This is a genomic window from Streptomyces sp. NPDC041135, assembly GCF_055592085.1.
Genome location: NZ_JBVIYZ010000007.1, coordinates 102,445 through 120,423, shown reverse-complemented (window position 1 = coordinate 120,423; position 17,979 = coordinate 102,445). Strand labels below are relative to the sequence as shown.

Below are 17,979 nucleotides of genomic sequence, written 5' to 3'. Positions count from 1 at the left end.
CGGTCCGGCGCACGTTCGGTCTCACACCAGCTCGGGCTGCGGCTGCGGTTGCTGCGCCGCCGCGGTCCTCGGCGTCCACGCCGCGGTGGTCCGTACGTAGCCGTAGACGACGGAGGCCATCGCCAGGACGAGGAGCGGACCGCATATCCACGGGTGTCCGGCCAGCTGCATCGGGGCGAAGCGATAGGACGCCAGGAGCGCGACGAACACCGCGGTGCCGTAACAGACCAACCGTATTCCCTGCCGGTTCCAGCCCTGGTCCAGCGAGCGGAGCCCGGCCTCGATCGTCACCGCGAACACCACGCCGGCGAGGAGGTCCGCGCCGTAGTGATAACCGAATCCCAGTGTCGCGACGAGCGTGGCGACCAGCCAGAAAGCACCCGCGAAACGCAGGAATCGGGGGCCTTTCCGGGAATGGATGAAAATCACGGTGACCCACGCGGTGTGCAGGCTGGGCATGCAGTTGCGGGGCGTGAGGTCGTCGTACGTCATCGGGTGCGGCGTACTGATCGCGGGTGGCGTGCCCGGCCAGATGTCGGCCAGCGCCCAATGGCCGCCGCCGGTGCCGAAAGCGCCGGTGCCGTAGGCGAACACGGGGCCGACCACCGGGAAGATCATGTAGACGGCCGGTCCGAGCAGACCGATGACCAGGAACGAGCGCACCAGATGATGGCCCGGGAAGCGGCGTTCCACCGCCACGTCGCGCAGTTGGTACAGGGCGATGACGACCGCGGCCACCGCGATCTGGATGTAGACCCAGCTGAGGACATGGGCGCCCACGGTGCCGCTGTCCTCCACCAGCCGGCCCACCACCCACGACGGGTTGCCCAGCGCCTGATCGGCGGTGGCCACGTACTGGTCGAGCACGGTCGGGCGGGTCTTCGACGTGATCAGCAGCCAGGTGTCGCCGGTCTTGCGGCCGGCCACCAGCAGCAGGCCCAGTCCGGCACCCTTCAGCAGCAGGGCACGCTCCGGGCCGGTGCGGCGCGTGAGAGCGATGACGCCACAGCCGAGGATCACCCACAGCGCCCCGTTGCCGAACATCATGTCCGCGCCGACGGCCCACCGCATGAGGAAGAAGGCGAGGTCGATGCCGACCGCGGCGGCGGCCGCGACGAACCGTTGCCGCCAGGTCAGCACCACCATCGTGAGCGCCAGACCCGCATAGAGCAGCGGCCCCGATTTCGGGGCGAACACGACTTCTCGGGCCTGATTGGTGACCGGCCCCGGCAGACCGTAACGGCGCGCGACGATTTCCAGTACGACGAGGAACGACAGAACCGCCGCCCCTGCCGCGGCCCATATCACCGCCCGCGTGCGACGCCGCGCCGCGCATTCGATTCCGGGATTGATACGCGAGAGTATTCGCGACGCTATAGATGTCAATTCTCTGCCGATTGAGTAGATTCAGGGGCCGTCGTAAGGTCGGTCATATTAGCGGAACGGGCGGGTCGCGCAGGTCGCGGGGTCGTTGCGAAGCCCCGTCGATCCCGTATCGAGCGCGTGCGACACCGGCCCGGCACGGACCGGGATCAGGGGGCGACCTTGGCCTCCAGCCCGTAACCCAGCTCCGCGCCGTCGACGAGTACCGCCTCGACCGTCCGCGTACGGGGGTCGATGTCGGCCACGATGCCTTCTCCGGCGTAGCGGGGATATCCCGTCGCCCCCGTCTCGCCGGTCGCCTCGACCACGGCCACCCGCACGGCCGTGTCCTGCTCGGAGACGGCGTCCGCGTTCTCGACGTGTTCGGGGACGAGCAGGACGGTGAGGCGATGAGGCTGCTCAGTGGTCATGGTCCGCCATTTAAGCCCCCGGGCGACCCACCACCCGGGAGGCGCACGGGAAGCACGCCGCCCCGGAAGCCATCAGGTGGTCAGGGTGTGGTTGCCGAGCCGGCTGACCACGGCCGGGTCGTGGTGGTCGAGGAACAGGGACGCCCCGGTGTCCAGGGCGGCGACGGCCGCCATCCGGTCGCCGGTGCCCAGGCCCTCGCCTTCCTCGCCGGCTGGGCCGGGGAGCCCGCCACCGCACAGCAGACCGGCCACCGCCGCTCCTGACCAGACGGTGGGACGACCCGGAACTCCTGGTCCCCGCGTCCCCCGCCACGGTCCGGTTCCGCCGGACGGCAACCCGCGGAACCGGGGAGCACGGCGTCGCAGGGTCAGGCCGTGTGCAGCGTCAGGCCGTAGCGGCTGAGGATCTCGTTGACCGGCTGGAACCACGTCTCGCCGCCGCTGGAGCAGTTGCCCCAGCCGCCGGAGGTGACGCCCTGGGCCTGGTCGCCGCTGATGAACGAGCCGCCGGAGTCACCGGGTTCCGCGCAGACGTTGGTCTTCGTCAGCTGGTGCACCTGGCCCTGGCTGTAGTTGACGGTCTCGTTCCGAGCCAGCACGGTGCCGCAGTGCCAGTGGCTGGTGGAGCCGGACCGGCAGATCGAGGCGCCGACCGGTGCCTCCGCCGAGCCGCGCACCAGCTGGTCGGAGACCGTGCCCCAGCCGAGGACGACCGGCACCGTCCACCAGCCGCTGCCCACGCTCACCCAGGCGTAGTCGTTGTCCGGGAAGGACGAACCCTGGAACGTGCCGACGTAGGAGTGGTCCCAGCCGCTGACGCCCGCGCCGGGCTGCCCGCAGTGTCCGGCGGTGACGAAGCCGCCGTAGACGGAGAAACCGATGGAGCAGCGGACGTTGCCGGTGTAGTACGGGTCGCCGCCGACCGTGCCCGCGGCGAGGGTGCGGGCCGCCGACGGTGCCGTGCGCACGGTGACCGGGCCGGTCTTCCGGGCGCGGACGAGGAACCGCTGGACATCGTTGTCAGCTCGCGCGTCCCCGATGACGTCGACGACCACCGCACCGGCGGCCGGATCGACGTGCCAGCCGGTGACACCGGCGGGCGCGTGCAGGCGGTCGATGCGCGCCTTGGCGGCGTCGAGTTCCCCGGCGCTGTGCGCGACGGTGCGCACCAGCGCGCCGGTGGCGCGGACGGCGCGCACGGTGGCGGGGGCCGCGTCGGGCGTCAGGGCGACCGTCAGCCGTCCGCGGCCGGCGTCGAACCACGTTCCGCCGAAGGCGGCGCCCGCGAGGCGCCGGACCACGGGCGCGAGCCCGGTCGCGCGGTGTTCCGCCGCGAGCCGGTGCTCGGCCTGTGCGCGGGTGAGGCCGAGGTCGTGCTGCATCGCCTGGAGGAGCCCGGGGGAGGCGGACGGTGCCCCGGCGGAGGCGGAGGAGGCCGTGGCGGACGCCGGGGAGGCGCCTGCCGCCGTCCAGCCGCCGAGGACGAGGAGGACGGTCAGGCCGAGGTGCTTGAGGTGGGTGCGTTTCACGGTGTTGCCCCTTCGTCGTGCTGACACGGTGGGGTGTGGCAATCTCCGTCGGTCCGCTGAGAGCGGTCACTGAGAGGCGTTACTGAGAGCGCTCTCAGCGGAGGGTCGGCAGGAGCGTAGCCGCAATGGCTTTTCAGGTCCATGTCAAATGCGGGCCAATCTTGGCGGATCCGGTGCGCGAGTGCGGGGGCACCGCGTGTCGTGGGATTGGGGTCGTCCCGGGCGGGCACGTGCACCTCAGCACGGTGCACGCCCTGCCGTCCGGGTGGCGGCGGGCGGCAGGCGAAAGGTGAGTGAGGATGGCCGAGCGATCGACGGCGGCGCGAAAGCGGCGGTCCGGACCCGGGGACGGTACCGGTGACCGCACGCCACCGCTGCGGCCCGGCGGCTACGATCCGGCCGACTACACCGCGTCGGTGGTGCGCAGCGCCGAGGGGGCCGGGATCTCACCCCTGCTGGTGATGACCGTGCTCCACAACGAGGCGTACAAGCCGCACCACCCGCTGCTGGAGCGGCTGTGGCAGTGGTGGAAGCCCGGGGCGTCGTTCGGAGTGGCCAACATGCACCGGGCGACCTTCGAGCAGGTCCGGCGCAGGCACGGTCTGTCGGGGCGCTGGGAGGACCTCCGGGACGATCCCGCCTTCGCCGTCCACGCGGCGGCCCTGCACCTCAAGGACCTCGACCTGAGCCTGCCCGAGCGGCACGTGCGCCGCTACACCCGCGACGAACTGCTCGCCCTCGGCTACAACACGGGTGAGCGCAACATGCGGGCCTTCGCCCGGGGCGTCCCGCCGGGCCCCATGGCACGGTCGTACCTGCGCCGCTTCCGCGCCTACCGGAGCCGGGCCGCCGAGGTCCTGGCGGATCACGGCCGTCCGCTCGGCGCCGGTTCGCCGCCCGCGGCGCTCACTTGACCGAACCGCCGGTGATGCCCGCGGCGATGTACTTCTGGGCGAGGACGAGCAGGACGGCCGCCGGCACCGCGGACAGGACCGAGGCGGCCATCACCGAGCCCCAGTCGCCGACGTGCGCGCCGATGTACTGGTAGATGCCCAGGGTGACCGGTTTGACGTCGTCGGTCGTGTTCAGGGTGAGCGCGAACATGAAGTCGCTCCAGGCGAACAGGAAGGCGAACAGGCCGGACGTGATCAGGGAGTTGCGGCTCATCGGCAGCACCACCCGCACGAACGTCCGCACCGGCCCGGCGCCGTCCAGCTCGGCGGCCTCGAGCACCTCGCCCGGGATCGACACCATGAAGGAGCGCATCAGCACGATGGAGAAGGGGATGCCGAGGGAGGCGTCCGCCAGCATCAGGCCGAAAGAGGAGTTGACCAGGCCGAGATCGACGTACGAGGTGTAGAGCGCGTTGGCGACGACGATGCCCGGCACCATCTGGGTGATCAGCGTGCCGAACACGATCGCGCGCGAGCCGCGCAGCCCGAACCGGGCCAGCCCGTAGGCGGCCGGGGCGGCGATCACCAGGCAGACGACGACCGCGCCGAGCGAGACGGCCAGCGAGGTCAGCAGGTGACCGCCCTGGTCGCCGAGCGCCTTGGAGAAGCCGGACAGGTCCAGGCTGCCGGGCACCGGGTCGACCTGGAGCAGACCGGAGGCGGGCTGCAGGGCGGTGTCGAGCATCCAGTACAGCGGGAAGAGCATCACGCACAGGACGAGTACCCCGGCGGCGGTGGAGCCCCAGCGGCGCCCGGTCGTCGTGGCAGCGGGAGAGGCCATGGACGTCACCTCCCCTCGGTGCGGTTGGCCCGCAGGTAGAACACCGCGAACACCGCGGAGACGAGGATGAGTACGTTGCCGACGACCGCGCCCGCGCCGAAGTCGAGCTGTACGAAGGACTTCTGGTAGGTCAGCGTGCCCAGGGTCTGGGTGGCGTCGGCCGGGCCGCCGTCGGTGAGCGCGAGGATCAGGTCGAGGATCTTCACCGTGGACATGAAGCCCAGGACCAGGACGACGGTGATCACCGGCTTGAGCACCGGCAGGACGACGGAGCGCAGGGTCCGCCACGCGGAGGCGCCGTCCAGGGCGGCGGCCTCGTACAGCTCCCCGGGGATCTCCCGCAGGCCGCCGTGGAGGATGACCATGTTGAACGGGACGCCGATCCAGATGTTGACCAGGATCACCGACAGCAGGGCCATGCCGGGGCTGGTCAGCCACGGGGTGTGACCGCCGAGACCGAGGGTGTCCAGGAACGCGTTCAGCACGCCCGTGTCCTGGTCGAGGATGCGCCGCCACACGATGCCGGACACCACCATGGGCACCAGCCAGGGCAGCAGGAGCAACGACCGCAGGACGCCGCCCAGGGGGAACCTGCGGCTGAAGAACACGGCGAGCGCGAGACCGAGGCAGAACTGGCCGAGCAGCGAGGCGGCGGTGAAGACGAGGGTGTGCCACAGCGCCTCGCCGAACAGCGGGTCGCGCAGGACGTCCGACCAGTTGGCGGCGCCGTCGAAGGGGGCCTCGCCGGTGAAGAAGGTCCTCGGCGTGTAGCGCTGGAAGCTCATCACGACGTTGCGGACCAGCGGGTAGCCGAAGAACAGCAGCATGAAGGCGACCGCGGGGGCGACGAACCCCCACTGCGCGAGGCGGCGCCGCAGGCGCGGCCGGCCCGGACCCGGGGCGTTCGGCGTTCGGGGCGCACCGGTGGGCGGCGCTGCGGTGACGGTGGACGTGGTCATGTGCCGGTACCTCGGTTCCCGCTCGTGGCCCGCTGCTGGGCGCGTCTCAGGGCGGACTCGCTGGATTCGCCGGTCAGCGCGGACTGGAAGGCGCTTTGCAGGGCGAGCGACACGCTCGGCCACCCGGCGCCCAGCTCGGCCGTGCGGGAGCGGGCCGTGGCCACCTGGTCGGCGAGGGCGTCCAGTTCGGGCACCCGCTCGCGCCACGCCGCGGCGGCCTTCTCGTCGGCCGGCACCATCCAGCTGTTGAGCGCGTAGGTCAGCTGCTCCTTCTCGCCGGCCAGGCAGGCGACGATCCGCCCGGCCGTCCTCTCCCGGGCCTCGTCCCCGGTGTCCGGGACCGTGAGCACGGCGCCGCCGAGGGGGCCGACGGACTTGTCCCCGGCCCTGGGCACCGGGATGCGCGCGATGCCCCAGTGCAGCGACTTCTTGGTGTTCAGCGTCTCCACCTGCCACGGCCCGTTGATCATCATCGCGGCGTTGCCCGCCATGAACTGGTCGTTGACGTCCGCCTGCGTCCAGCTGACCGTCGACTTCGACAGCGAGTCGTCGTCCAGCAGGGACTTCCAGAAGTCCAGGGCCTCGACGACCCGTTGCCCGTCGAGCCGCTTCTCGTCGCCGCCGTTGGACCACATGAACGGCGTGAACTGGAAGACCCCGTCCTCGGCGCCGCCCGCGCTGAGCGCCAGGCCGTACCGGTCGCCGCGGGTCAGCTCCTTCGCCGTCGCGCGCAGCTCGGCCCAGGTGGCCGGGACCTTCAGGCCCGCCCCGGCGAGGACGTCCTTGTCGTAGAACAGCGCGAGCGTGTTCACCGAGCGGGCCGCGCCGTAGTACGTCCCCCGGTAGGAGCCGAAGTCGACGATGCCCCGGGGGACGTGGGCGGTGCTCAGGCCCAGCGTCCTGAGGTCGGTCAGCCCGCCGGCCTCGGCGAACGTGGGCATCTCGGAGGCGTCGAACTGGACGATGTCGGGCAGTGACTTCGAGGACGCCATGCGCAGCGCCTTGGTCATCACCTGGGCGGCCGGGACGCTCTGCTGCTCGACGGTGACGCCCAGCCGTGCGCCGCAGCGGGCCATCGCCTGGGCGTCCCACCGGTGGTAGGACTCGTCGGTCGAGGAGTTCAGCACGGTGTAGACGCCGGCGTCGCGCTGCTGACCGCAGCCGGTCAGGGCCGCCCCGGCGACCAGGACGCAGACGGCGGCCAGCGGTGCGGCGGTCCCGCGGGGGCGTGCGCTGCCCGCGGCGGCCGGGACCCGGCCCACGGTCCGCAGGCCGGAGGTGAACGTGTCTAAGAACGACGTGTTGAAGCGCTTCGACATCCGGCGGCCCTTGCTGTCATGTCGCCCGGCGGCGATGCCGGACGGTTTGTTCGCTGGGATGACTATTACGTCAACCCCCGGCACCGCGCCAGACCCCTGCACGTTTTCGCACCAGCGCCGCCCGACGTCACACACTGTGTTCGTCCAACCATTTGTGCAGCTCAGACACGTTTTACGGAGAGCGGGAGGCGTCTCAGCCGTCGGTGCGCTGTGTACGATCCCTTCGCCGGGTGGCAGTCTCAGCAGTCTCCCGACGTACAGTCCCGCTCCCCCGAGGAAGACCATGAAGTTCACCAACGGGTTCTGGCGCATCCGCGACGGTGTCCAGGTGGCGTACGCCACCGAGACCAGCGACGTGCGTGTCCAATCGAAGCGCTTCACCGCGTTCGCGGCCGTGCAGCAGGTGACGCGCAGGGGCGACACGCTCAACGCGCCGCTGCTCACCGTCGACTGCTTCTCACCGGCCGAGGGCGTCATCGGTGTCCGGGTCACCCATCACGCCGGCCGACGCAGGCCGGGCCCCGACTTCGCGCTCGCGGCCGACCCCGGCGGTGCGGGCGAGGTCCGGCGGGACGGCGCCGTCACCGAGCTGACCAGCGGCCCGCTGACCCTGCGCCTGGACGCGGCCGCCCCTTGGTCGCTGACCTTCCACGACGCCGACGGGCGGGAGCTGACCCGGGCCGGCCGCAAGGGCACCGCCTTCGCCACCACCGCCGACGGCGCCCACCACGTCCTCGCGCAGCTGGCGCTGGGGGTCGGCGAGCAGATCTACGGCCTCGGCGAGCGCTTCACACCCTTCGTCAAGAACGGGCAGACCGTCGACATCTGGCAGGCCGACGGCGGCACCAGCAGCGAACAGGCGTACAAGAACATCCCGTTCTACCTGTCCTCACGCGGCTACGGCGTCTTCGTCAACCACCCCGGCGCGGTCTCCTTCGAGGTCGGCTCGGAATCGGTGGGGCAGGTGCAGTTCAGCGTCGAGGACCAGGCGATGGAGTACTACGTCGTCGCCGGGCCCACCCCCAAGGACGTCCTCTCCCGGTACACCGCCCTCACCGGCCGCCCGGCCCTGCCGCCCGCCTGGTCCTTCGGCCTGTGGCTGACCACGTCGTTCACCACGGACTACGACGAGGCGACGGTGATGTCCTTCGTCGACGGCATGGCCGAGCGCGGCATCCCGCTGTCCGTCTTCCACTTCGACTGCTTCTGGATGCGCGAGTACCAGTGGTGCGACTTCGAGTGGGACCCCGAGGTCTTCCCCGATCCCGACGGGATGCTCGCCCGGCTGAAGGCCAAGGGGCTGAAGGTCAGCGCCTGGATCAACCCGTACATCGCGCAGAAGTCCCCGCTGTTCGAGGAGGCCGCCGCGCTCGGGCACCTCGTGCGGCGTCCGGACGGTGACCTGTGGCAGTGGGACCTGTGGCAGGCCGGCATGGGACTGGTCGACTTCACCAGCCCCGACGCCCGCGCGTGGTTCCAGGCGAAGCTGAAGCCCCTGCTCGACCAGGGCGTGGACTGCTTCAAGACGGACTTCGGCGAGCGCGTCCCGACCGACGTCGTCTGGCACGACGGCTCCGATCCGCAGCGGATGCACAACTACTACACCCACCTGTACAACCGGACCGTCTTCGAACTGCTCGAGAAGGAGCGCGGGGCGGGGGAGGCCGTGCTCTTCGCCCGCTCGGCGACCGCGGGCGGCCAGCAGTACCCCGTGCACTGGGGCGGCGACTGCTGGGCGTCCTTCGAGGCCATGGCCGAGTCGCTGCGCGGTGGGCTGTCCCTGTCGCTGAGCGGTTTCGGGTTCTGGAGCCACGACATCGGGGGCTTCGAGGGCACGCCCGACCCGGCGGTCTTCAAGCGCTGGCTGGCGTTCGGCCTGCTGTCCTCCCACAGCCGTCTGCACGGCTCGCAGTCCTACCGGGTGCCGTGGGCGTTCGGCGAGGAAGCCGTCGACGTCGCCCGGCGCTTCACCCTGCTCAAGCACCGCCTCATGCCCTACCTCTACGGCGCCGCCGCCGAGGCCCACCGCACCGGCGTGCCGGTGATGCGGCCCATGGTCCTGGAGTTCCCGCAGGACCCGGCCTGCCGCCCGCTCGACCGGCAGTACATGCTCGGCGCCGACCTCCTGATCGCCCCGGTGTTCAGCGAGGACGGCGAGGTGGAGGTCTACCTCCCCGAGGGAACCTGGACCCACCTGCTCAGCGGCGAACGGGTCACCGGCCCGGCGTGGCGCACCGAGCGGCACGGCTACGACAGTCTCCCGCTCTACGTCCGCGAGGGCGCCGTCCTGCCACTGGCCTCGGACGACGGGCGGCCCGACGGCGACTGGCTGGACAACCCCACGCTCCTCGTCCACCCGCCGGCCTCGGCCGACTACACCCGGCGGGTCACCGTGCCCGGCCTGACCGGGGCTCCGGCGGCCGTGTTCCGGGTGCGGCGCGCGGGCGGCCTCCTGCACGTCGGCACCGACGACACCGACCGGCCCTTCACCGTACGCGTCGCCGGTGGCCCGGGCGCCGAGGGAACGGGCGAGGTGACCGTCACGCTGCGGTGACCGATCCGCGCGGGGCGCCGGTGGCGCGACCCACACCGGGTGCCGGGCGGGCGGCGCACGCCGTACGGCTCACCGGGCCGAGGAAGGCAGCGCGGCCAGCTGGTCCTTGACCCACGGGTCGTACACGGCCAGTCGCCGCTGGGCCACGGAGGGGTAGAAGGTGGCCAGCTGGTCGGCGATCCACGCGTCGGCGGGCTGCCGGGCGGCGTAGCCGGTGGTCACCGCGGTGCGGTGGACCGGGTGCTGCGCCGCAGCGCCCTGCGCGGCGGCCGCCGTCGCACTGCCGCCACCGCCGAGCACCGCACCTGCGGCCACCGCCGCACACGCGCCCGCCATGGCCGTCCGTCGCGTCAACCTCATGATCTTTCCTCCTCCTCGATCGTCCCACTCAGGTCAGGAACGGAACATTGCGTGACAAGGTCCGTATCTCGGTGCAAGAGCACCAGATCGGCGCGCCTACCCACTCACACTCCCCGCACACCCCGGCGTTCCGGGAGGGTCGGCCGCCGGGCGGGTCCAGGGGTCAGAAATCGAGGCCTCCGGAGAGCAGGGGCAGACGGCGGTCGTCCGGCGAGCCACTCCCCGTCCACGGCCCGGTAGCCTCCGCGGGATGAAGCGTGCGGAGCGTGCGGACAGGGTCGTCGCCACGGTCGTCGGCTCGGCGGTGGGTGATGCGCTGGGGGGACCGTTCGAGTTCGGTCCGGCCGGGGCGTTCTCGGCCCGGTTCCCGGCACCGGGATGTGGCGGCGAGATGTGTGGCGGCGGCGGTTGGGAGCCGGGTGAGGCCACGGACGACACCCAGATGGCCGTGCTGGTCGGCGAGTCCCTGCTGGAGCGGGGCGGGCTGGACCTGCCGGACATCTTCGCCCGTTTCCAGCAGTGGGCGGCAGGCGACCCCAAGGACATCGGCCTGCAGACCGAGGACGTGCTGACGAACGGAGAGCCGTGGGACCGGGCCGCGGCGCTGCACTTCCAGGTGAACCGGCGAGCGGCCGGCAACGGCGCGTTGATGCGGGCCTCGACATCCGCGGTCCGCTTCGCACGGGCCGGCCGGTCGGCCACGATGGAGGCCGGACGGCGCATCGCCGCCCTCACCCACGGAGACCGCGCGGCCTGGGAAGGCACCGCCGTATTCCATGAACTCGTCCGCCTGGCCCTGGCGGGCGCCGACCCTTTCGCCGCCCTTCCCGAGGTGCTGGACCTCGTCCATCCCGATCACCGCCGGCGGTATGCCACGGTCCTCGCGGCCGACTGGCATCCCGACCAGGCGACCGAGTTCAACGGTGCGGTCTGGCCCTGTCTGGGGTCGGCGGTGTGGGCCGTGCGCGGGACGACCGGTTTCGAGGACGCTCTGCGCGCCGCGGTGGACGTCGGCGGGGACACGGACACCGTCGCCGCCGTCGCCGGAGGGCTCGCGGGTGCGATTCATGGGCTGGACGCTGTTCCAGCCCGCTGGATCGAGCCCTTGCACGTTCCCCTGCCGGGGTTCGGCGGACGGGTGTTGGGGCCGGCCGAGCTGATCGGGCTTGCGCGGCGGCTGGGGGCGTGACGGTGACGGGGGACGGCAGTGGGGTGCTGGTGGAGGTGTGGGTGGGGGTTCTGGGCGCGTCACCCGGGGTGCCGCGACGCGCGGCGGAGAAGCGGGAGGTGCGGGAGCTGACCCGGGGATGGGTGCGGCGGGTGGTGGCCGGGCGGCTCGGGCTGCCGGACGCCCAGGTGCGGTGGGAGCGCGGGCGGTCGGGGAAGCCGCGCCTCGCGGACGACCCGGGGCTGGAGGTGAGTTACAGCCACTCCGGCGGTGCCGTGGCGCTCGCGCTGAGTACCGGGGCGCCGGTGGGCGTGGACGTGGAACGTGTCGTCGTACGGCCGCACGGTGACGGGCTCGCCGAGGACTGTCTGGCGCCGCTGGAGCTGGAGGAGTGGCGGCGGGCCGGCGGGGCGGAGGCGGCGGCCGGGGTGTTCACGCAAGCGTGGGCCCGCAAGGAGGCGGTGCTGAAGGCGTGGGGGCGGGGCTTTCCCGGCTCGCTGGCCGAGGTGGTCACCACGTCGGGTGCGGGCGGCCGGGTGGCCGTGCGCGCGCTGCCCGCCGCGCTGCACCCGGTCGCCCTGTGGACCGTACGTGATCTGCCCGCGCCCCCGGGCTTCCGGGCGGCGGTGGCCTGCCGCGCCCCCGGCGCCCGGGTCCGAGTCAGGCGGGTGGACGCGCGGGCCCTTGCGGAACCGAGCGGGCGGTGAGTGCGGCGAGCAGGGCGTCCGTCCGCTCGTAGGCGCCCCGGAAGCACGCCTCGATGGAGGCTCCCCGGACGTAGTCCCCGGTCACGGCCAGGCCGTCCAGCGCGGCCGCCGCCGCGTCGATGCCCGCCAGGGTCCGCGAGTGGAACCGGGAGTACGCGCACAGACCGTGCTCCCAGCGGGCGCGGACCAGGCCGGTGCGCCGCACCCTGCCGAGGTCGAGGTGGGCGCCGAGTTCCTTCTCGGCGAGAGCGATCAGGTACTCCTCGTCGTCGGGCAGGCCGCGTGCCGCACGGCCGCTGAAGGTGTACCGCACGACATGCCGGTCCGTGACCCCGTAGGCCCCGGCGTTGCTCAGCGCGCTGTCCGGCGGGAAGGTCAGCGCCCTGACCCGTTCGTCGAACACCGGCCGGTCGTAGGCGGCGATGACGACCGAGACGGGGAAGTACCGCACCGCGCGCAGTCGTTCGGCCAGCCCGGCGTGGTGCGGGGCGGCCAGGTCCGCGGCCGCCGGTGCGGGCAGCGCGAGCACCACCGCGTCGGCGCCCTCCTCGAAGCTCTCCTCGGCGTCCGTGCCCGCGCCAGTCGTGGCGAGGAGGCCCGTGACCCGGCCGTCGGAAACGGACAGGCCGGTGACACGGGTGCCGCCGTGGACCTCCACCGCGTCCGAGAAGGCGGTCAGCAGCGGGGTGTAGCCGCCGGGCAGCTGGTCGAAACTGTCCAGCAGCATCCCCAGGTTGGTGCCGAAGTTCCCCAGGTGCGCCTCGTCGGGTTCGGCCCCGTTCATCCGGACGAGGGCGGGGCGGATCAGCCGGTCGCGCAGCCCCTTGCCGAAGTAGGCGGCGAGCGACGGGTCGCCCGTGCGGGCCGCGAGCCGGTCGAAGTCGGGCCCGGCGCAGAAGGCGTTGGCGCGCGCACGCCGGACGTAGTGGGCCAGGCGCAGGATGCGCGCCAGGTCGCGGGGCGGGATGTCGCGCAGCAGGCCGTACAGGCTGGCCGCCCTGCTGGTGCTGTCCACGGTGCGTACCCGGCCGTTCTCCACCCGGGAGGAGTTGATGCCGAAGTGCTCGAAGGCCGACTCCGGTACGCCGTGCGCCGCGGCGAACTCCCGGAACAGGCCGTACTTCCGGCCGATGTTCTTGCCGCCGAGCGTCACCTCGCGGGAGCCGAGCGGCGCCGCCGCGCAGCGGCCGCCGAGTACCGGCCGCTCGTCGAACAGGACCGGCCGGGCACCGGCGCGGTACAGGTTCCAGGCGGCGGCGATGCCCGACCAGCCGCCGCCCACCACGGCCACGCGGGGCCCGGAACGCTCAGATCCCATCGGGTTCGCTCCTCCTGCCGTCGCCGGCCGGACCGCCGTGCCCCGAGGAGGAGCCCGGCGCGGCCGTCTTCAGGGCCCACTGCGCCAGATGGGCGCACAGGGCGGTGTTGTGGCGGACCCAGCGGAAGTGGTCGATGTGCTTTCCGCCCGCCGCCTCGGTGGCGTAGTGCCAGCGGTCGACGGCGCACCGGGGCACCTTGGAGAGCAGGTGTTCCCGGGAGCCGGGCGGGGCCAGGGTGTCGTTGTCGACGCCGATCGCGAGCAGCGGCAGGGCCAGGTCGCCGAGCGCCCGCTCGTAGTCGACGCCGCTGCCCTCGGGCCGGTAGTCACCGGTGCGTCCCTGTCTGGCCCAGTCCCGCATGACACCGGCGGCCTCGGTGCCGCCGAACCCCAGCCTGCGGCCGGGCCAGTACCCGAGCACCGTGGCCAGCCCGGCGAACACCTGGCTGGCCAGCAGGTTGCGCAGGGCCCGGGCCGCCCCGAACCCCCGGTACCACACCGACCCGGCGGCGACGAGGACCAGCGCGTCGACGTCCCGCGGATGCGCCGCCGCGTACAGCAGCGCCAGCTGGCCGCCGAGGCTGTGCCCGACCAGCACCAGGGGCACACCGGGGAACGCCGCCCGCACCGCCGTGAGCACCGCGGGCAGATCCTCCTCCAGCATCTCCCGGTAGCCGAACCGGACGCCGCGCACCACGGCCGGGGTGGCCTCGCCGTGCCCCCGGTGGTCGACCGTCACCACGGTCAGCCCCTCGCGGTGCAGCGCCCGGACGACCGGCAGGTAGAAGCGCGCGGCGGCGCCCATCGCGGGCAGCACCACCGCCACCGGCGCGCCCGGGTCGGCGTGGCGCAGCACGCGGGCCACCAGGGTGACGCCGGGGGCGGGTTCCACCCGGGCCAGGACGGGCAGCGGCGGTGGTGCGGGGCGCCGCCCGGCGTCGGGGGCGGGAGTCGGGCCGTTCATCGGTTCACACCTCTCGGGCGCACACGGGTGGCGGGACGGCGGGCGGTGCGGGCCGGGGCTACTTCATCAGCCTCGGGTACTCCGCGTCGTGCTCCTTGATGTAGACGGTCTCCGGTGTGACGTCGAAGCGGTTGGCGTTGTCGAAGTCCTGGCGTGTCTCGGTGAGGTGGTTCATCAGCACCTCGCCCTTGGTGTTGAGGGTGTGGCGCAGGTAGTCGGTCTGGAGGTTGCCGTGCCAGATGACGCCGAGCTTGTTGACGGTGAACCGGTCGCCCTCGTCCTCGATGACGCCCGCGGCCAGGTGCCCGTCGAGCACGGCCCGCACCCGTTCGAAGGCGGCCTCGTCGACCCGGGCGGCGTGGTCGGCCAGGAGTTCCTTGTCGAGGGACTTGTAGCGGGGGAACATCACCATGACCCGGTCGAGGATGCCCTCGTAGCCGATCGACTGGAGCGTCTCCGTGGAGGCGCCCTGTTCGTCGACGTTGCGCTGCCAGTCGTCGACCTTCTCGGGGTTGATGGACACCATGTCGCGGACGTTGCCGCGCGCCGCGCAGCCCACGCCGATGATGTCCTGCCGGGCGCAGTGCGCCGTCTGGTACTGGGAGCGCTGCGGGCTCTTCGACCAGGTCTCGGCGATGGTGTTGTGGTAGCCGGCCGCGCTGAGCGTGTCGTACAGGTGCTCGCGCATGGCCAGCAACTGCCAGGGGCTGCCCGGCTGTTCGACCCGGCCGTCCATGATCAGCTTGTGCAGCGGCCGGTACGGCAGGTAGATCGTGGTGAAGAGGTCGATCTCGCTGGGGTCGTAGCAGGAGAGCAGTTCGGACAGCTCGTCCTGGAAGCCCTCCAGGGTCTGGCCCGGCAGGTCGTACATCATGTCGACGCACGTCTCCGCGGTGTAGTTCAGGTCGCGCATGCGGTCGAAGACGGCGTCCACGTCCTCGCGGGTGTCCAGGCGGCCGATCTTGCGGTGGATCTTCTCGTTCAGGGTCTCGATGCCGAACGTGATCCGGTTCCAGCCGTGGTCCTTGAGCACGTCGAGGAGCCCGGGGCGGCGCAGGGTGCGGGGTTCGCCGGTGAAGCTCTTCTCGATCGAGTCGAAGTTCGGCACGACCTTGCGGAGGTGCTCGCTCAGCCGCTCCACGGCGGTGGTGGGCAGGGTCGAGGGGCTGCCGCCGCCGATGTAGACGCCGGTGAACTCGCGCGCCTGCACGTACGGCTGGCGCATGTACCAGTCGATCTCCTTGATGAGGTAGTCGGTGTACTTCTCCAGGCGCTCGGAGTCCTGCTTGGGGTAGTGGAACCGGTTGAAGTTGCAGTAGTGGCAGAACGACTTGCAGTACGGAACATGGATGTACATCATGATCCGGTCGTTCAGGTTGCCGCCCGGGTCCTGGAGGCTGCGGATGTTCTCGACGACCTTCTCGCGGGGCACCTGGTGCCAGTCCATCGTCGCGAAGTTCGGCATGATGTAGTGCGAGACGGTCATGACGCCGTCGAACGGCACGGGCCGCGAGGGGTTGTCCCCCAGATAGAACGGCTCTGTCGGCTTGCCCACCTGTGTCACGATTCCTCCTTGTGGTGTGCTCGGTTGCCCTGCACCGGCTTGAAGCGGACGACACCGGCGCCCCAGACGAAGCCGGCGCCGAATGCCGCCATCACGATCCGGTCCCCGGGGCCCAGCCGCCCGGCCTCCTGGGCCTGCCGCAGGGCGACGGGGATGGAGGCCGACGACGTGTTGCCGACCTTGTCCACGCTGATCTCGACGCGGTCCCCGGGCACGCCGAGTTCGGCGGCGACCGCCCGCAGGATGCGCGCGTTGGCCTGGTGCCCGATGAACAGGGCGATGTCCGCCAGTCGGAGCCCGCGGGCGCCGAGGACCTTGCGGGTCTGCTCCGCCATGTTCGCCACGGCGAACTCGTACACCTCGCGGCCGCTCATCCGCAGTACGCGCTCCTCGTTGTCGGCGTACAGCAGTTCGGTGTGGACGCCGTCGGAGCCGAGCAGGAAGCACGGCCGTTCGGCGTCCCCGGAACGGTCCGGGGTGACCACGACCGCGCCCGCCGCGTCGCCGAACAGCACCGCGGTGGAGCGGTCCGTGACGTCGGTGATCCGGGACAGGGCCTCCGCCGCGCAGACCAGGACGCAGCGCGCCCGGCCGCTCTCGATGAGCGCGCAGGCGTGGTCGAGCGCGTACAGGAATCCGGCGCACGCGGCGTTGAGGTCCACCGCGGGCGGCCCGGGCGCGCCGAGACGGGCGGCGAGCCGGGGGGCGAGGCCGGGGGTGATCCGGTCCGGGGTGATGGTGGACACCAGGACGTGGTCCACCTCGCGGGCGCCGCGTCCGCTGTCCTCCAGGGCCTGCCGGCAGGCGCGCAACGCGAGGTCAGCCAGGGATTCGCCGGGAGCCAGCCAGTGCCGGGTGCGGATGCCGGTACGTTTGACGATCCACGCGTCCGACGTGCCGAGCGGTGCGAAGTGACCGTTGGCGATTACGGTGGCGGGCAGTGCGGCGCCGACGCCGCTGATCGCCGCGCTCACGGGGCGCTCACGATTCCCCGGTCCGTCACCCGGGCGACCGCGACCTCCAGCAGCGCGACCGGCCGGCCGCACTGCTCCACCACGGCCTCGACCGTCCCGGCGGAGGTGGGCCGGGCCCTGCACCGCACCGGGTCCGTGTGCTCGGCGAACTCCTTGAACGCGGCCCGGCAGGAGGTGGCCACGAGTTCGGTCGCCGGCACGGAGCAGGCCCGGGAGCGGGCCGCGAGGGCGAGCTGGCGGCCGGCCTCCATCAGCAGCATGCCCGGCAGGTGGTCCAGCGGGTGGTCGAAGAAGACCGGGTCCCCGGGATCACAGACCAGCCGCGCCACGGTCTCGTCGCCCTCCTGGCGGATGTCCGCGAGGACGACGTTGCGCGGGTCGGTCCTGCCCACCGCGGCGGGGGCCGACCGGGCCGGAGCGCTCACCGCCGTCCGGCCGGGGCGCGCGGGCCGCGTCCGCAGTTCGGTGTAGGTCTCCGGAGCCAGGAAGCGCAGCGTCCCGGAGAACCGGGCGGCCTCCCGCTCGGCCACCCGGCACACCGCGGTGCCCCGCAGGGTGCGTACCGACCCGTCGCGCCGCCGGTGCAGTCGGTCCACGTGCAGCTCCACCCCGAGGTCCACGGGGGCGGCGCCGACGCGGAGGTGCTCCGGGGCGGTCAGCTCGATCGCGAGGTCGCTGAGGACGAACGGGGAGTCCAGCGGCACGCCGAGCAGTTCGTGCGCCATGGCCTCGACGGTCTGCCGGGCCGCCTCGCCCACCAGCAGCAGGTCGTAGTAGGGGGCACAGGTGTCGTTGAAGTACCGGTGCAGGCGTGGGAGTTGGGCCGAGCCCAGCAGCCTGCCGCCGACTTCGGCCACGCCGGTGGTGAGCACCTGTTCGACGGCGCGCTTGTGCACGAGCCGCCGGGGCACGGTCCGCTCACCGGGCAGCGCGGCACGGGCACCGGGCGGGAACTGGATGCCGCCGCGATCCGTGGGGCGGGCGCCGGGAGGAGGGGAGTGCGCGGCTCCGGGGACTGCGGGCGCGGTCATCTCGG

The 17,979-nt window shown here is 72.3% G+C and carries 17 protein-coding genes; 4 read left to right on the top strand and 13 right to left on the bottom strand.

The genetic code is table 11. The features are described from left to right. Positions 1-21: 21 nt before the first annotated feature. From ACZ6CZ_RS18500 to ACZ6CZ_RS18485, 4 genes are all read right to left on the bottom strand, one after another. Entirely contained in the window at positions 22-1,386 is a 1,365-nt protein-coding gene (locus ACZ6CZ_RS18500; RefSeq protein WP_469021928.1) for a phosphatase PAP2 family protein, read from the bottom strand. A gap of 146 nt (positions 1,387-1,532) precedes the next feature. After that, a complete protein-coding gene (locus ACZ6CZ_RS18495) occupies positions 1,533-1,793 on the bottom strand; it encodes a hypothetical protein (RefSeq protein ID WP_469021925.1) in 261 nt (86 codons plus the stop codon). Between the two features lie 72 nt (positions 1,794-1,865). Continuing rightward, a complete protein-coding gene (locus ACZ6CZ_RS18490; RefSeq protein ID WP_469021922.1) occupies positions 1,866-2,045 on the bottom strand; it encodes a hypothetical protein in 180 nt (59 codons plus the stop codon). A 116-nt stretch (positions 2,046-2,161) separates the two neighbouring features. Next, positions 2,162-3,322, bottom strand: coding sequence for a S1 family peptidase (locus ACZ6CZ_RS18485; RefSeq protein WP_469021920.1), 1,161 nt, complete (start codon positions 3,320-3,322; stop codon positions 2,162-2,164). A gap of 299 nt (positions 3,323-3,621) precedes the next feature. Between ACZ6CZ_RS18485 and ACZ6CZ_RS18480 the strand changes: the two genes are divergently transcribed. After that, positions 3,622-4,236, top strand: coding sequence for a lysozyme family protein (locus tag ACZ6CZ_RS18480; RefSeq protein WP_469021918.1), 615 nt, complete (start codon positions 3,622-3,624; stop codon positions 4,234-4,236). Here the strand turns inward: ACZ6CZ_RS18480 and ACZ6CZ_RS18475 are convergent. The 3 genes from ACZ6CZ_RS18475 to ACZ6CZ_RS18465 are packed head-to-tail and all read right to left on the bottom strand — an operon-like array spanning position 4,229 to position 7,334. Beyond that, a complete protein-coding gene (locus tag ACZ6CZ_RS18475; RefSeq protein WP_469021915.1) occupies positions 4,229-5,056 on the bottom strand; it encodes a carbohydrate ABC transporter permease in 828 nt (275 codons plus the stop codon). The genes ACZ6CZ_RS18480 and ACZ6CZ_RS18475 overlap by 8 nt on opposite strands. A 5-nt stretch (positions 5,057-5,061) precedes the next feature. Beyond that, entirely contained in the window at positions 5,062-6,015 is a 954-nt protein-coding gene (locus ACZ6CZ_RS18470) for a carbohydrate ABC transporter permease (protein WP_469021912.1), read from the bottom strand. After that, a complete protein-coding gene (locus ACZ6CZ_RS18465; RefSeq protein ID WP_469021910.1) occupies positions 6,012-7,334 on the bottom strand; it encodes an ABC transporter substrate-binding protein in 1,323 nt (440 codons plus the stop codon). Before ACZ6CZ_RS18465 ends, ACZ6CZ_RS18470 begins: the two co-directional genes overlap by 4 nt. A 283-nt stretch (positions 7,335-7,617) precedes the next feature. Between ACZ6CZ_RS18465 and yicI the strand changes: the two genes are divergently transcribed. Further along, positions 7,618-9,888: an alpha-xylosidase gene (gene yicI / locus ACZ6CZ_RS18460; protein ID WP_469021907.1), complete on the top strand. Its 2,271-nt coding sequence runs from the start codon at positions 7,618-7,620 to the stop codon at positions 9,886-9,888. A gap of 69 nt (positions 9,889-9,957) precedes the next feature. Here yicI and ACZ6CZ_RS18455 read toward each other — a convergent pair whose 3' ends face one another. Further along, positions 9,958-10,248: a hypothetical protein gene (locus tag ACZ6CZ_RS18455; protein ID WP_469021905.1), complete on the bottom strand. Its 291-nt coding sequence runs from the start codon at positions 10,246-10,248 to the stop codon at positions 9,958-9,960. Between the two features lie 250 nt (positions 10,249-10,498). Here ACZ6CZ_RS18455 and ACZ6CZ_RS18450 point away from each other — a divergent pair, with 250 nt between their 5' ends. Both ACZ6CZ_RS18450 and ACZ6CZ_RS18445 read left to right on the top strand, forming a co-directional pair. Further along, positions 10,499-11,437 (top strand): ADP-ribosylglycohydrolase family protein, encoded by a 939-nt coding sequence (locus ACZ6CZ_RS18450; protein ID WP_469021902.1) that lies wholly within the window; start codon positions 10,499-10,501, stop codon positions 11,435-11,437. After that, positions 11,434-12,123, top strand: coding sequence for a 4'-phosphopantetheinyl transferase family protein (locus ACZ6CZ_RS18445; RefSeq protein WP_469021900.1), 690 nt, complete (start codon positions 11,434-11,436; stop codon positions 12,121-12,123). The genes ACZ6CZ_RS18450 and ACZ6CZ_RS18445 overlap by 4 nt, the downstream gene beginning before the upstream one ends. Here the strand turns inward: ACZ6CZ_RS18445 and ACZ6CZ_RS18440 are convergent. Genes ACZ6CZ_RS18440 through ACZ6CZ_RS18420 form a run of 5 tightly spaced genes read right to left on the bottom strand, consistent with a single transcriptional unit; the run spans position 12,077 to position 17,974 of the window. Next, positions 12,077-13,441 (bottom strand): FAD-dependent oxidoreductase, encoded by a 1,365-nt coding sequence (locus ACZ6CZ_RS18440; protein WP_469021897.1) that lies wholly within the window; start codon positions 13,439-13,441, stop codon positions 12,077-12,079. The genes ACZ6CZ_RS18445 and ACZ6CZ_RS18440 overlap by 47 nt on opposite strands. Then, positions 13,431-14,405, bottom strand: a complete 975-nt coding sequence (locus tag ACZ6CZ_RS18435) for an alpha/beta hydrolase family protein (RefSeq protein ID WP_469021894.1) — start codon at positions 14,403-14,405, stop codon at positions 13,431-13,433. Before ACZ6CZ_RS18435 ends, ACZ6CZ_RS18440 begins: the two co-directional genes overlap by 11 nt. A 58-nt stretch (positions 14,406-14,463) precedes the next feature. Next, positions 14,464-15,969: a coproporphyrinogen-III oxidase family protein gene (locus ACZ6CZ_RS18430; protein ID WP_469021891.1), complete on the bottom strand. Its 1,506-nt coding sequence runs from the start codon at positions 15,967-15,969 to the stop codon at positions 14,464-14,466. After that, the gene (locus tag ACZ6CZ_RS18425) at positions 15,966-16,943 is read right to left on the bottom strand and encodes a beta-ketoacyl-ACP synthase III (RefSeq protein WP_469021889.1); all 978 of its coding nucleotides are present in this window, start codon (positions 16,941-16,943) and stop codon (positions 15,966-15,968) included. The genes ACZ6CZ_RS18430 and ACZ6CZ_RS18425 overlap by 4 nt, the downstream gene beginning before the upstream one ends. Further along, entirely contained in the window at positions 16,940-17,974 is a 1,035-nt protein-coding gene (locus ACZ6CZ_RS18420) for a ScbA/BarX family gamma-butyrolactone biosynthesis protein (RefSeq protein WP_469021886.1), read from the bottom strand. Before ACZ6CZ_RS18420 ends, ACZ6CZ_RS18425 begins: the two co-directional genes overlap by 4 nt. Between the last annotated feature and the right edge of the window lie 5 nt (positions 17,975-17,979).

Coding starts and splice junctions, on each gene's coding strand:
- ACZ6CZ_RS18495 (WP_469021925.1), bottom strand. CDS start 1,793: ATGACCACTGAGCAGCCTCATCGCCTCACCGTCCTGCTCGTCCCCGAA.
- ACZ6CZ_RS18480 (WP_469021918.1), top strand. CDS start 3,622: ATGGCCGAGCGATCGACGGCGGCGCGAAAGCGGCGGTCCGGACCCGGG.
- ACZ6CZ_RS18475 (WP_469021915.1), bottom strand. CDS start 5,056: ATGGCCTCTCCCGCTGCCACGACGACCGGGCGCCGCTGGGGCTCCACC.
- ACZ6CZ_RS18470 (WP_469021912.1), bottom strand. CDS start 6,015: ATGACCACGTCCACCGTCACCGCAGCGCCGCCCACCGGTGCGCCCCGA.
- ACZ6CZ_RS18465 (WP_469021910.1), bottom strand. CDS start 7,334: ATGTCGAAGCGCTTCAACACGTCGTTCTTAGACACGTTCACCTCCGGC.
- yicI (WP_469021907.1), top strand. CDS start 7,618: ATGAAGTTCACCAACGGGTTCTGGCGCATCCGCGACGGTGTCCAGGTG.
- ACZ6CZ_RS18455 (WP_469021905.1), bottom strand. CDS start 10,248: ATGAGGTTGACGCGACGGACGGCCATGGCGGGCGCGTGTGCGGCGGTG.
- ACZ6CZ_RS18450 (WP_469021902.1), top strand. CDS start 10,499: ATGAAGCGTGCGGAGCGTGCGGACAGGGTCGTCGCCACGGTCGTCGGC.
- ACZ6CZ_RS18440 (WP_469021897.1), bottom strand. CDS start 13,441: ATGGGATCTGAGCGTTCCGGGCCCCGCGTGGCCGTGGTGGGCGGCGGC.
- ACZ6CZ_RS18435 (WP_469021894.1), bottom strand. CDS start 14,405: ATGAACGGCCCGACTCCCGCCCCCGACGCCGGGCGGCGCCCCGCACCA.
- ACZ6CZ_RS18420 (WP_469021886.1), bottom strand. CDS start 17,974: ATGACCGCGCCCGCAGTCCCCGGAGCCGCGCACTCCCCTCCTCCCGGC.